The organism is Apibacter raozihei (assembly GCF_004014855.1).
Lineage (GTDB): Bacteria > Bacteroidota > Bacteroidia > Flavobacteriales > Weeksellaceae > Apibacter > Apibacter raozihei.
Genome location: NZ_CP034930.1, coordinates 1290538 through 1305458, shown reverse-complemented (window position 1 = coordinate 1305458; position 14921 = coordinate 1290538). Strand labels below are relative to the sequence as shown.

7 protein-coding genes are annotated in these 14921 nt (G+C 31.4%); 5 read left to right on the top strand and 2 right to left on the bottom strand.

Going from position 1 to position 14921, the window contains the following annotated elements:
• Positions 1-2 precede the first annotated feature (2 nt).
• The 3 genes from ftsA to EOV51_RS05870 are packed head-to-tail and all read left to right on the top strand — an operon-like array spanning position 3 to position 3713.
• The gene (gene ftsA / locus EOV51_RS05880) at positions 3-1391 is read left to right on the top strand and encodes a cell division protein FtsA (RefSeq protein WP_128150836.1); all 1389 of its coding nucleotides are present in this window, start codon (positions 3-5) and stop codon (positions 1389-1391) included.
• A 12-nt stretch (positions 1392-1403) separates the two neighbouring features.
• Entirely contained in the window at positions 1404-3239 is a 1836-nt protein-coding gene (gene ftsZ, locus EOV51_RS05875; protein ID WP_128150834.1) for a cell division protein FtsZ, read from the top strand.
• Positions 3240-3266: 27 nt separating this feature from the next.
• A complete protein-coding gene (locus tag EOV51_RS05870) occupies positions 3267-3713 on the top strand; it encodes a GatB/YqeY domain-containing protein (RefSeq protein ID WP_128150832.1) in 447 nt (148 codons plus the stop codon).
• Between the two features lie 99 nt (positions 3714-3812).
• Here EOV51_RS05870 and EOV51_RS05865 read toward each other — a convergent pair whose 3' ends face one another.
• On the bottom strand, positions 3813-10193 hold the full coding sequence (locus EOV51_RS05865) for a T9SS type B sorting domain-containing protein (protein WP_128150830.1): 6381 nt from the start codon (positions 10191-10193) through the stop codon (positions 3813-3815).
• A gap of 257 nt (positions 10194-10450) precedes the next feature.
• Positions 10451-12580, bottom strand: a complete 2130-nt coding sequence (locus tag EOV51_RS05860) for a Tex family protein (protein WP_128150828.1) — start codon at positions 12578-12580, stop codon at positions 10451-10453.
• Positions 12581-13355: 775 nt separating this feature from the next.
• Here EOV51_RS05860 and EOV51_RS05855 point away from each other — a divergent pair.
• Positions 13356-14108: a carbonic anhydrase gene (locus tag EOV51_RS05855; RefSeq protein ID WP_128150826.1), complete on the top strand. Its 753-nt coding sequence runs from the start codon at positions 13356-13358 to the stop codon at positions 14106-14108.
• Between the two features lie 176 nt (positions 14109-14284).
• A complete protein-coding gene (rsmG, locus tag EOV51_RS05850; protein ID WP_181951012.1) occupies positions 14285-14905 on the top strand; it encodes a 16S rRNA (guanine(527)-N(7))-methyltransferase RsmG in 621 nt (206 codons plus the stop codon).
• Positions 14906-14921: the final 16 nt, after the last annotated feature.

Below are 14921 nucleotides of genomic sequence, written 5' to 3'. Positions count from 1 at the left end.
ATATGAACAACAACAACATTGCAGTAGGTTTAGACATAGGTACAACAAAAATTGTAGCTATAGTCGGTCAGCGGAATGAGCATGGAAAATTGGAAATCCTGGGAATGGGAAGAGCCAAAAGTTTAGGTGTTCACCGTGGTGTAGTCAATAATATTACCCAAACTATTGATTCTATAAAAAAAGCTGTTGCAGAAGCGGAAAAAGCAGCAAATTATAAAATTACAGATGTTACAGTAGGTATTGCAGGACAACATATAAGAAGTCTGCAACACAGTGATTATATTTCACGTCCTAATTTTGACGATGTTATAGACGACACTGATCTAGAAAGACTTAAAGAGCAGGTACATAAACTGGTTATGCTTCCGGGAGAAGAGATAATACATGTTTTACCTCAGGAATATAAAGTAGATTCACAAACAGAAATTATAGAACCCCGAGGTTTTCATGGAAGCAGACTTGAAGCCAATTTTCATGTTGTAGTGGGACAAATTTCATTAATCCGGAATATTGCCCGTTGCGTAAAAGAAGCCGGATTGAATCTTGTAGGTATAACGCTGGAGCCTTTAGCTTCTTCTGACGCAGTGCTCAGCCAGGAAGAAAAAGAAGCTGGTGTAGCCCTTATTGATGTTGGAGGTGGTACTACCGATATTGCTATATTTAAAGATAATATCATCCGTCACACAGCGGTTATTCCCTTCGGAGGAAATGTAATTACTGATGATATAAAAACGGGATGTTCCATTATTGAAAGACAAGCAGAAATATTGAAGGTAAAATATGGCTCTGCCTGGCCTTCCGAAAATAAAGAAATTGAAGTTATAAGCATTCCTGGATTGCATGGAAGAGAACCTAAGGAAATTACGGTAAAGAAACTATCACAAATCATACATGCCCGCATTGAGGAAATCATTTCATTATCGTATATTGAATTACGAAATTACGGAAATGAAGAGCAGAAGAAAAAGCTAATAGCAGGAATTGTAATGACCGGTGGAGGATCTAAGCTTAAACATCTGCGTCAGTTAACTGAGTATACAACAGGTATGGATGTAAGAATAGGCTATTGTAATGAACACCTGGCAAGCGGTCAGCCTGAAGAACTGGCTAGTCCCGAATATGCTACAGCTATTGGTTTATTGATGACTGGTCTGGACAATCTGGAAATACAAAAAGAAAAACAACAAAAAGTTCAACCTTCCATACAACCTGCACAAAACGTTGTTAGTGCGAAAGAAGAAAATTCAGGAAATGTAAGTGCTGAAACTATTATAGAAAAGAAAAAAGAAGAAAAAACTCCTGAAAAAGAGAAAAAAGTACGAGAAAAGAAAAAATCAATCTTTTCTACTTTTCAGGAAAAATTTATTAAATACATTAACGATACAGAATAAACCTAAAAAACGATGAATAATACAACCGACAATAACAAGTTATTTTTCGAGCTACCTAAAAACAGGCCTTCTGCTATCAAAGTGATAGGTGTAGGAGGCGGAGGTAACAATGCTGTGGGATACATGTACGACCAAGGAATAACAGGAGTAGATTTTATTGTATGTAATACAGATGCTCAGGCATTAATCAGTAATCCTATTCCCAACAAAATACAATTAGGAAATACCCTGACGGAAGGATTGGGTGCTGGTGCTAATCCTGAAATTGGAGAGCAGGCTGCTCTTGAAAGCATGGATGATATAAAAAATGCTTTGGGGGAACAAACCAAAATGGTATTTATAACTGCAGGAATGGGCGGAGGAACCGGAACCGGAGCAGCGCCTATTATAGCAGGAATTGCTAAGGAAATGGGGATACTGACCGTTGGTATTGTTACCATTCCTTTTTCTTTTGAGGGACGTGCACGTTTGGAGCAGGCTGAAAAGGGACTTGAAAAAATAAGAAAAAGTGTAGACTCTTTAATCGTTGTAAAAAACGATAAATTAAGAGAATTATACGGAAACTTAGGATACAAATCTGGTTTCTCAAAATCGAATGAAGTATTAAGTACTGCAGCTAAAGGAATTGCAGAAGTAATTACAAAAAATTACTCTATAAATATAGATTTAAGGGATGCTAAAACCGTTTTAGCAGATAGCGGAACAGCGATTATGGGCTCTGCTATAGCCTCTGGACCTAACAAAGCTCAGGAAGCTATTATGGCTGCACTTGATTCTCCATTATTGAATGACAATAAAATAACTGGTGCCAAAAACGTATTATTACTAATTGTTTCGGGAGACGATGAAATTACCGTTGATGAAATTGGTATAATCAATGATCATATTCAGTCTGAAGCAGGAAACAGTACGAATATTATCATGGGTATTGGTGAAGATGAAAGTCTTGGAGATAATATCAGCGTAACTGTCATTGCTACAGGTTTTCCTGTAGATGATGAGAGACACAGCGGAAAAGAACAGGAAAAAATAGTCCATACATTAACCGATGATATGCTTACTTCAGGAACTTTAAACATTAGTTCAAGAAATCTTTCTTCAGATACGAAAAAAAATGATGAGCCTCAAATTATTTCCAGCCCTGTAAAGCAACAAGTTCAGCCATCTAAGCAAGACGAGGAACCACCACAAAGAATAATTACACTTGAAGATGAAGAAGAAATCACAACATTCGGTATTTCTAATCGTCCTGACCCTATTATCCCATCTTTCAATTTTGAAGATGAAATGAATATTATAAAAAAAGAATTTCCTACAAATAATACTTCTGTAGGACAGGGACCAGCAACTTCCTCTTTTAGTACTGAAAATAGAGAAGATACTCCTCCCGAACCCACGGTAACTAATCAAACAACTATTTTTACTCTTGATGAAGCTGACGATTTTACGCAAAAAATAAATTTACAGGCTGAAATAGAAAAAAACATACAACCGGTAGAGGTTAAAGAGGAACCTAAAACCGAATACATCAGAACAGAAGAGATTCAAACTAAACATCCGATACAGGAAACAGATAGTCAAAATCCTCAAAGTTCAGAAGAACTGAATTTCTTAATGGAAAGAAAAATTCAGGAAAGAAGAGAAAGATTAAAAAAATTAAACAGTAAATTTCAGGGTCTTGCTAAACAAAATGTTGATGAAGTGGAAAAAGTTCCTGCCTATTTAAGACAGGGAATTGATTTAGATGAAACTATAGATTCTAATCAAAATTCGGATATATATTTCAATAAAAAATCGAATGAAATACAGATTCGTCCTAATAACTTTTTTCATGACAATGTTGACTAATATTAAGACTACTAAAAAAAAAATTTTATGAGTTTAGAAAGTAAAATAATGGATGCGATGAAAATCGCAATGAAAGAAAAGGATAAAGTAGCTCTTGAGTCCCTGCGTGCAATTAAGTCTCAACTATTACTTTTAAAAACGGATGGTACAACAAGCGAAGTTTCACCGGAACAGGAAATTGCCCTATTACAAAGGCTAGTGAAGCAAAGAAAAGAGGCTTACGAGCAATTTAAAGCTAATCAAAGGGAGGAATTAGCAGAAAACGAACTTGCTCAATCAAAAGTTATAGAACAATTTTTACCTGCTCAGTTATCAGTTGAAGATCTGGAAACTGAACTAAAAAAAATTATAGAAGAAACTGAGGCCAAAGACATTAAAGATCTTGGAAAGGTAATGGGTGCTGCAACCAAAAAATTACAAGGTAAAGCAGATGGAAAAATAATTTCAGAAACTGTTAGGAAGTTGTTGTCCTAATATTATCTTTTGTTTTTAAAGCCGGTCTAGTACCGGCTTTATTATTTATTACAAAAAAAATCAGGATTGTATATCCTGATTTTTTGTTGTTATTTTCGGTTATCTTGTGTTCTCATTAAAATTTCTGAGCATAATCCAGCCTGTATATTGTCTTCCATCTGAAATTGTTACAATATACCAATAAGAAGCAGTCGGTAACACCCTTCCTAAATATTTACCATCCCAGACAAAACAAGTATGAGACTTTTCTTCAAATACCAACTTACCATATCTGTCAAATATTTTTACATGAGATGGCTCTTTTATCAGTTGTAATCCGCACATCCTCCAAACATCATTATAACCATCATTATTAGGAGTAATGACATTATAAATACCAAAAATTATACCCTGAGAAGTTAGGGATTCACAACCATTTGCTTTCGAACGGACATAAAAAGTGTAAATACCCGGTTCCAAATTCGAAAATGTATTACTCAACTGCCAATTGATATTGTCAATTGAATATTCTAAAGGAGCCGGACCTTTAGCTATTACTGTAATATAATCTTTACCCTGATTCAAATCTATTATCACAGGTTTTTCTAGTTCTTTAACTTCAATAGTGAAGGTCAGTGTACAAGATAATCCATAGTTCAAATTTTTAGTAACCGTTAATTTATAAATTCCAAACTGATTTACATTTACATATCTTGAATTACCTATAATTCTACCATTAAACTCCCAAACGTATTGGTCGAAATTTCCTCCGTCCAGGTTTGTCTCGGTATCCGGACACATGTAAACCGTTTGTTCCGGAACCTCTGGTGAATACGCTTTAAGTTTTATTTTAGCAACCGAAGGACAATAAGTACCGTCTAAGTCTTCAACTCTTACATAAACATAGTCTTCATATTTAATAACATTAAAGTAGTTAGATAATTCAGGTTCTTGAATACTCGTATCACTTCCGGAGACCTCATCCTTGTTTGCATTTTTAGCATTTTTTTCATTTTTATAATATTTTATTGAAGCCTTTGGCAAGACCTTATATTCAGGGGTAAGCAAATTTAAATTAAATGATGTAAAACCGTCTAAGTCACTATCGCAGGCTTCAAGCTCACCATCTTTTAAAGAGATTACCGGATGTGTCACGAACTTTAATGTATTAATACCGATACAACTGGTTGTACTATCTTCTACTCTGAAATAATAAACATGTTCCAGATTTATCTCAAAGTACTTATTTTTGTCAATGGAAGATGTCCCATTTAAAGCATCTTCTTTTGCTAAATAATAAGATATTTTATTTCGTGTTAAGTCCGATACTATCAAAAGATCTATATCTTTTAATAAAACATCGTCATATTTTCCATTCAAATCAGCATCGCAAGTTACATAAACCAATGCATCTGGTTTTGGAGTATTTTTTTGTTCTATAGTAATTAAACCATCATAATAACAAGTCAGGTCTTTATATTCAAATCTAACTTTTATAATTTCTTTCAATTTCCCTGCTAGTGGTGAGTATTTTGTTATAGTTTCGGGTATTGTCGCCTGTGTATCTTCTACTCTTCCAATTTCTACATCTGCATCGTTAAAGAAAATTATACGGATTTGTTTATATATAATTTCTAATTTTTCTTTATCAGTAATACCTATTGAGGCTAACATCTGTTTTTGTAATGCCCATAAATCTACTATAGTTTTATTTCCTTCAGAAGTATACTCACAGATTTCTGTGGTCTGATTTTCAATATTAATAAATGGATATACTTTAATTTTTATTTTAGCCAGGTTATCACATAAGTGTTCTTTTGAATCATTAATTCTAACAAAAACCTCATCAACCGGATAAATACTTTCTTTGCGTACTACTTTAGTTGTATAATTTGATGGATTTAATATTGGGTTTTTAGCAGCTCTTGCATCATCTTCATTTTGATAATATGTGAAAGCTGCGTCTTTTGAATTAATTATCTGTTTAGCAAATGCTGTTAAATCTACACTGTTAACAATACCGTTTAAATCTTTATTTTCACAAACAGATACATCGATTTCTTCATTATCTAAAAGTATTTTTAAAGTTACATTTACAGATAAAAAGCTCACTGTACTACATTTACCATCTTTTCGATCTATTTTAATATAGATACGATAAAATAAAGGATCTGTAGGTGATGACGGTTTTTCCAACTCTTCCTGTTTAATGGTAAAATTTATCGGGCTCTCTGCTTTTCCCGCTGTTGCATTTACCGCATCTTCATATTCTCTATAATATGTAAAATTATAATGCTCTTCGATATACGCCGGGTCTTCCCTAACCACTTCACTTTTGTATTTGTCTAGATCAGCAATTACATAGGTATTATCCAAAATTCCATCTGACTCATCACAAATATTTATGAAACCGCCAACTTCTTTAGGTATTAAAGGAACGCTAAAACTTATTTTTCGGATAATAAAGCAACAACCCGAGGTTTCACAATTTAGCTTATAAACAAATTTTACCCATACTTCACTTCCTTCACTTACCTCATATTCTTCAGGAGTATTGATTAATACATTATTAATGGCATTAGATTTTGTAGAATGAAATGTTATGTTAAAATCCGTTAAGTTATATTCGGATCCAATCATCTGAGCCGGTAAGGTATTTAAATCAACATATACTCTTTTTTCATCGTTACAAATTTCATCGGTAATATTGTTCACATTTAATTCAGGATAAGCCTCTATCTTCAGAGAAACAATACTAAAGCACCCGTTTTTATCCTCCACTCTGACCCAAAACACTATAGGTAGTTGATTTATTACAGTTGTCCCAGCAGAAATTTTAGAAGTATCGCTATATGCCTGATCATAAGATTTGTAATATTTAAATATAAAATCATCAACCTTCTGAGAATCTGTTAAAAATTTACTATTGAAGTTATTTAAATTCACAACTTCATTAACTGTTGTCTCATCACTGTTTTTTGTGTTATTATTACAAATTTTTACTGAAATATTAGAATTCAGCTTTGGAGATTCTGCTAGTGAAAATGTTAATTTGTATACCTTAAAACAATTATTATAGATGATTTTAACCCAAATTTCAGTATTTTGATTTATCCAGAAAGAACTAAGTTTATCTGTACCTTCATTTGCCTGACTTTCTGTATAATAAAATTCAAACAACATGGTATTATTTAATTCGGGATTATTTTTAATCAAAGGATCAATTATGTATTGTTTTATGTTCGAAGAAGTGATAAGTTCTTTTCCATCATTTTCAAAATCACAAATTGTTAAACTTGTATTGGGTACATCAGGAGCCATTACCAGTGTTATATCTACAGGTAAAACTTTAAAACAGCTGGTTTCGCCATCATCAACTCTCATGTAAATTTTTAAAGGATTAGATAATCCTGCATCTGCATTAAAATAAACAGGAGTACTTTCATCTGTATATTTCCCAATATATGCGGAACTTCCAATATCATTATTTTCAGCCTCTTTCTGACTCGTAAAAAATTTGATTACGGCTCCATTTGAACTTTCAATAATTTCAGAGAGATCAACTTTTTCTTTATTATCTCTATCTAAATCGCAAACAATCAAATTTTTATATTTAGGTAGTTTTACAGCCGTAGTAAATTTAAAATTTATCTTGACTATTATCTGACATTGATTTTTAAAATCTAATCTCACGTAAGCAGACATCTGAGATGGTATGAGATTTTGATTAAGTTCAAATTTCCTTGGGTCTGCAGCTGATTCTATATTCCCCGCATGAGCAAGATTTAAAGTTGAATAATAACTAAGTGTATATAAATCACTAATTGGATTTTTTAGATCTTCTAATTGTTCTTTAGTTAATAATAATTCAATATCATTTAAATCTGATGCATTTTTCTTATTTTTAAGAATAAGCTCTACAATATTTATAGTTTCTACTTTATCATCGTTAAAATCACATACAATATATTCTGGCGTTTCTTTAACATCAATCGACGCAAGGTAAAATTGAATATCATAGGGATAACTACACCTATTAAATCTTACAACCGCATAAAGAAATTTAGGATTATCAGATAGCTTTAAAGTATAATAGCTATCTTTAATCATTCCATTCAGATGCTTATCATCAGCTAGAAATAAATCTCTATCCTCTTTATTATCAAAAAATATAACTTCATCATACGGATCTTCTCCAAAAGTAGGTGCAGGCTTACTGTACTTATATAAGCCTGATAACATTTTTTTGTAAATATCTAAATCAATTCTTTCCTCTCCATCGTTAAATGTGTCACATATTGTAAAGAGTTTAACATCAAAATTTTCATATTTTGAAACCAAGAATGTTAATGAATTAACTCCTATGGTACCTGAGGGTAGTTTATATTTTAAATAGACAGTAAAATTAGATGGAGGAGTAATACTATATAAATATTTTGGTGCTGTACCTGTTATAGGTAAAGCTACAGTACAAGCTGCATTTTTATAAAAACCTAAAATTTCTACCGAACTCCAGGAAATGGAAGTTTTTTGAAAGAATAAAGGTAAGTATCCACCGGATCCCAAATCTATAATTTCCGGGTCTTTAACATCACATAAATAAGGGGTTAAACCTCCGGGAATTGGTTCTGGATCTTTCTGGTCGTCACAATCTGTTCCTTCCATAAATATCAATTCCGTTCTGCTATCCTGACAAAAATCCGGATGAGAAGCTTTTACATAAATAACTTTATTTAATTTTAATAAATAGTTTTCCGGATCATATATTTTTTGGGTATAAGTCGAATTTTCATAAAATTCCCAAACAATTGAATTTAGTGCGGGATTATCAGATGCATCTGTTAGTAATAAGTTTCGGTATTTAGTTAGATTTTCAATTACCAGCTGTCCTTCTTTTATAGAACATATATAGACTTTATCGGATTTTAATTGAATTTTTTTAACTAATCTGATTGTAAAGGGTACTATTGTGTAACACTCTTTATCATTTATATTTTTGTCCCATGCTTTTATATAAAACGTTTGGCTTTTAGTTACTGAAGATGTTACATCTACCAAATAATTACTCGCAGACGTACTTGATAATTCAACCTGATTACTATCTAAAAAAACATAGCTTACATTTGAAGGTACTCCATGTGCAAATGAATACAAATTTACCACCTCTTTATTGTCATTACCTATATCGCAAACTTTAAATTCTTTTCCGCTAACTAAAACGGGACGTTTATTTAATTTTAAATTTATTGATCCAATACTATAACAAATTCCGCTTTTTAAAACTTTAACAGATACTGTCTGATCGGATGAAAAAGAATAGCTAACAGCTTCTTCATCAGATATAGGTATGGTTAAATTTGAGTCTTTATAGTAGGTAAATGTCATTTTATTATCAGAATTGATTTTATCTTCATAGGATTTTAAGTTAATTGTATAACTTTCACCTTGATTAATACAGAATGGACCTACATTAACTTGATTAGCTGTAGGAAATTCATCTGAAAATTTCACATTTATAATATCTTCAACTGTAATGTTTGTACATCCATTATAAGAAACCTGTACTTTATATGATGTATCAGCAGATGGAGAAACATCAATAGAGTTACCTGTACCAATATTGACATTATTACTATTAAACCATTTTACTGAAATGTCTGTTTTTCCGTTAGGGGTAAATCTCCAAGCTTCTTTACTGGCTTCCCATTCACCTGTATTTCTATCGGGTGGAGAAACACCCAAGTTTCCTGTAGAATTCATAATTCCTATAACCGAACGCTTTTCCTTTCGGGTATTAGGATTTAATTTTTTCTCACCCACGTAAACATCTATTACATTTAGTGTTTCATATAAAACTATTTGAGAAGATGAATAAATAGTTTCGTTTATAGGGGTAAATTGAGGTACATTATCATAACTTACAGTAAACTTTCTATAGGGAGCTGTTCCTTCCTGATGAATTCTAATTTTACCGTTTTGATCTTTACCTCCACCTATAAACATATCATGGTAAACACCAAAAATAGCACTTCTTGGCAAACCTGAACTCGGAACATTTCCTGCTATTCTATAAGAACAATCCTTTTTTGCCTGAGAAATATCAAAACTAACAACACCATTATCACTTATAATAATATAGTTATATTTAACTCCATAAAAGCAAAATTCAAAAGGAAGCTTTATTTTATCACTAAAAATATCATCTTGTTTAGAACCCGGACCTTGAGTTATATCTATAGCGGTTCCTTTGGAAAAATCTATATCTGATGGATAGTTTATTGATGTTACCTCATATGTATTTGTTTGTTTTAAAACAGGATATTGGGCTGTTAACCTAATAGTTTTACCATTGTAATATTCATAATCACAATCAACATCTATATTATCAGACGTTCCATTGTGATCGATAATTTTAACCCATGGATTCTCAACTAATTGAGAATAGGAATAGGCAGCAGTAAATACTACGAGCAATAACGAATAAATGCATTTAATTTTCATAACAGATAATTTATCCGAATTATTAAAAAGTATAATTATATATACTTTATTATAATTGGAATTAAATATCTGTAAATATACGTTTTTTATCTTAATATATACTTTTACAAGCTTTTAATAAAAAAAACTATTATAAATTAAAAATTACATTTAAAAAATTAAGATAATTTACCTATATTAATTATAACCATACTTTACGCTCCCATTCATTTAGGTGAAAAATGTTTATGTTCCATCAAACAGATAAAAAAATGTACTTAATCTATTAATGAAAGCTGTATTCTTTTTCTTGGTAAATCCACTTCGATAATCTTAGCTTCAACATGCTGGTTTAAACGTACAACTGAATTTATGTCTGAAACAAACTCTTTAGCAACCTTCGAAATATGCACTAAACCACTCTCTTTAATCCCTATATCTACAAAACATCCAAAATTGGTAATATTATTAACTATACCCGGTACTTTCATTCCAATTTTTAAATCTTCTATAGATTTTAGTGAAGGATCAAAACTAAAAATTTTAACTTGCTTACGAGGGTCTAATCCGGGTTTTTCGAGCTCTTTAATAATATCTTTTAAGGTAGGTAATCCCACTTGCTCTGAAATATAATTCTCGACATTTATCTTCTTTATTTCTTCTTTATTTTTAACCAACTGTTCAATTTTTACACCTAGATCTTTTGCCATTTTGTTAACTAAGGAATAGCTTTCCGGGTGTACGGCAGAATTATCCAACGGATTTTCTGAGGCAGGTATCCGTAAGAAGGCTGAAGCCTGCTGAAATGCTTTTTCTCCTAAACGAGGAACTTTTTTTAATTCTTGCCGGGATGTAAATGAGCCGTGTTCTTGCCTGTAAGCAACAATGTTTTCTGCAAGTTTTTCTCCTATACCTGAAACGTACGATAATAAAAATTTACCTGCCGTATTTAGATTAACTCCTACATTATTAACACTGGAAACTACTACGGCATCCAACTCACTTTTAAGAAGTCCTTGATCTACATCGTGTTGGTATTGCCCAACACCAATTGATTTTGGCTCTATTTTTACGAGCTCTGCCAATGGATCTGATAGTCTTCGTCCAATAGAAACAGCCCCCCTGACTGTTACGTCGAAAGAAGGATATTCTTCTCTTGCTATTTTAGATGCTGAATATACTGAAGCTCCTGCCTCACTAACTACGAAAACCTTAAGTTCTCTATCAAAAGCTATCGACTGAATCAAGCGCTCAGTTTCTCTGGAGGCTGTACCATTACCAATAGAAATCGCTTCAATTTTATATGCATTTACCATTGACTTTATTTTTTTTACAGCTTCCTTAGCTTCTCTTTGAGGTGGATGAGGATATATAGTATCATTATGGAGCAAATCTCCCTGCTCGCTTAAGCATACTATTTTACAACCCGATTTAAATCCCGGATCTATAGCTAGAATTCTTTTTTCACCCAAAGGTGGTTGAAGCAGTAATTGCTCAAGATTAGATGAAAAAACCTGAATTGCAGTTTGATCAGCTTTAAGTTTAGCCTCCTGAAAAACTTCGTTGCTTAAAGCCGGCTCAAGCAAACGATTATAAGAATCTTTTACAGCCGTTGCAATTTGTTCAGCAATTTCTTTTTGACGGGTTTTTAAATAGAATCTTTCCATCATTTCAAAAACCTCTTCTGTATCTACCTTAATTTTTATTCTTAAAAACCCTTCATTAGAACCCCGAATCATAGCCAGTAAACGATGAGAAGGGGATTTTTTAAGTGGTTCTGAAAAATCAAAATAATTAGAAAATTTCTGAGCTTCTTCTTCCTTTTCTTTAGATTTGATCAGTTTGGATTCTATAATTGCAGATTGTCGGAAAAGCCCCCTTATTCGCGCACGAATAGTTTCATTTTCGTTGATCCACTCCGAAATAATATCTCTTGCTCCCTGCAAAGCATCCTGAACCGTTGAAACCTTGTCCGACAAATATTTAAAAGCTATTGCTTCCAAATCGTTGATTGGATTTTGCTTCATTATAATTTTAGCTAAAGGTTCCAATCCGTTTTCTTTTGCCGTTACTGAACGGGTTTTCCGTTTCTTTTTATAGGGAAGATAATAATCTTCTAACTGATTTTTATCAAAACAATGAAGGATCTTATCCTTTAATTCCTCAGTTAAAGCATCCTGTTCTTCAATACTCTTAAGAATAGTTTCCTTTCTCTTTTCAATTTCTTCAAACTCAGTTTTCAATTTTACTATTTTTTGTATCTGGACTTCATCCATATTCCCTGTCATTTCCTTTCTATATCTAGATATAAAAGGGACTGTGGAATCTTCTTCCAACAATTTCACTGTGTTTTCGATACCTTTTGATGTAAAACCGGTAGCACTTTTAATAAAAGAAACTAAATTCATGTATAAAAAATTATTGAACAAAGATATTACTTTAGATATTAATCTGCCTTTACAGAATAACACTAAGAACTATTTTATCATTCAAGATAAACCTATCAATGAAATAATAATCTTTATATTTCTAAATTATCATTAACCTTATATTTTGATAAATCATAGATTAGATACTTAAACTTATATATAAGAAATTTTAAACAAAGACTGTAATCTCTTCCTGCCTTATTGACACTTATGGACTTATATTAAACTAAATATGGATTTATTTTATCCATCAAATAATTTTTTTAAAAAATTATTTAAAATAACAAAAGCAATATAAGTATTACTATTTAATTGATTATAAAAACTAAAAATTAAGATTTATTTAACAGTATTTAGCTGGGTATTTTATATAAATACCAACTTTTCAGCATTAAATATAAAAAAAAGCAATTAGACGAAATGAACAAAAACAAATGCAATTGACTATATACAAAATACATATAAGTAAATATATGTTAATAATTACTTAATATTAAGAATTAATTATTTTTTTAATATTAATTCATGATTGTACTATTAAAAAAATTTATAACCATAGCTTTTATAACCATCTAATTTATTTTTTTAAAGAATTAATAAAATACATTACTATAATTATTTTTATTAAATGATAGAAATATAGATATTATTTATCCCTATATAGCATATAGTTAGTGTAATAATTAAGAAATTTATCTCATTTGTGGTATAACTTTTGAAACAGAGTGCGTCAAATAAATTTATAATTAAAAAGATGAAAAAACATTTATTAAACATTCCTTTTTTATTCGCTTTATTATTTCTTATTAATTGTTCAAGCGATGATACTTTAATAGACAACACTGCTAACAACTCTTCTGAATGGAATTATGAAAACACCAATTGGGGAGAAACGTGTAATTGCGGAAAATCTCAATCACCAATTAACATTACAGGTTACACTTTAGGAACACAAAATTACAACCTTACATTTGACTATAAAGATGGGGATGTAGAAGAAATAATGGATAACGGTCATACTTTGGAATTTGTATTTAAAGAAGGTGCTTATGCGACCTTTAATGGTAAAAAATACCATTTAAAACAATTTCATGCACACCACAGATCTGAACATACTGTAAGTGGTATAAGCTACCCAATGGAACTGCACTTTGTTCATACTGCTGATGACGGAACAAATTTAGTAGTTGCCGCTTTCATTAAAGAAGGTATTGAAGACAATTTAGCTTTCGAAACTTTAAATGTATTTAAAGACTTGAAAAAGAATCAGGCAATCAATGTTGACATCAAATTTGATCCGGAAAACATTTATCCAAAAGAAAGAGGATATTATTACTATGGAGGTTCTTTAACTACACCTCCATGTACTGAAAATGTTAGCTGGGTTATATTTTCTCAGGCAACTGCTTTAACTTCAACTGAAATACGTGAAATTGAAAATCACTTACCTTATTTAAATAACAGACCTTTACAAGCATTAAACGGTCGTGTTATTGAAAAATACTAAAATATAATACTTTAACCGATTTTTAGCCGGCCTTTACCTCTAGTAAGGCTGGCTTTTTTATTAACTTCTCTTTCCACTTATCTTAGATTTATTTGACTTCTGACAAACTAATAATAAAAATCTTTTAACATTCTAAATAAAAATCTCATTAATTTTACAGCCAATACTTTATATTAATGGACATAATAAATAAATATTTTCCGGATATAACTGATATACAAAAAAAAAGATTCAATAGTTTACCGGAACTTTATTCATATTGGAATGAAAAAATAAATGTTATTTCCCGTAAAGACATAGATGCTTTAAGCGAGAAACATGTTCTTCACTCTTTAGGAATTGCCAAAGTAATTTCTTTCTCACCTTCAACTAAAATTCTGGACATAGGTACCGGTGGTGGTTTTCCTGGCATTCCGCTTGCTATACTTTTTCCTGATTGTGAGTTTCTTTTGGTTGACTCTATCGGAAAAAAAATAAAGGTAGTTGAAGAAATAGCCGCAGAACTAGGTTTAAATAATGTAAGAGCAACTCATTCAAGGGCTGAAAAGATAAAAGAAAAATTTGATTTTGTTGTAAGCCGTGCAGTGACTCAAATGCCGGTTTTCATGACTTGGATCAAAGATAAATTTTTACAAAAAAATAACAATTTACTTGAAAACGGCGTTTTGTATTTAAAAGGTGGTGATTTAAGTGAGGAGCTGAAAAGTTTTTCCAGTGCTAAGATTTATAATCTATCAGATTATTTTACCGAAGAATTTTTTGAAACCAAAAAAGTAGTTCACATTAAAAGAAAATAACAGTTTTTACTATTGA

Coding starts and splice junctions, on each gene's coding strand:
- rsmG (WP_181951012.1), top strand. CDS start 14,285: ATGGACATAATAAATAAATATTTTCCGGATATAACTGATATACAAAAA.
- ftsZ (WP_128150834.1), top strand. CDS start 1,404: ATGAATAATACAACCGACAATAACAAGTTATTTTTCGAGCTACCTAAA.
- EOV51_RS05860 (WP_128150828.1), bottom strand. CDS start 12,580: ATGAATTTAGTTTCTTTTATTAAAAGTGCTACCGGTTTTACATCAAAA.
- EOV51_RS05870 (WP_128150832.1), top strand. CDS start 3,267: ATGAGTTTAGAAAGTAAAATAATGGATGCGATGAAAATCGCAATGAAA.
- ftsA (WP_128150836.1), top strand. CDS start 3: ATGAACAACAACAACATTGCAGTAGGTTTAGACATAGGTACAACAAAA.
- EOV51_RS05855 (WP_128150826.1), top strand. CDS start 13,356: ATGAAAAAACATTTATTAAACATTCCTTTTTTATTCGCTTTATTATTT.
- EOV51_RS05865 (WP_128150830.1), bottom strand. CDS start 10,193: ATGAAAATTAAATGCATTTATTCGTTATTGCTCGTAGTATTTACTGCT.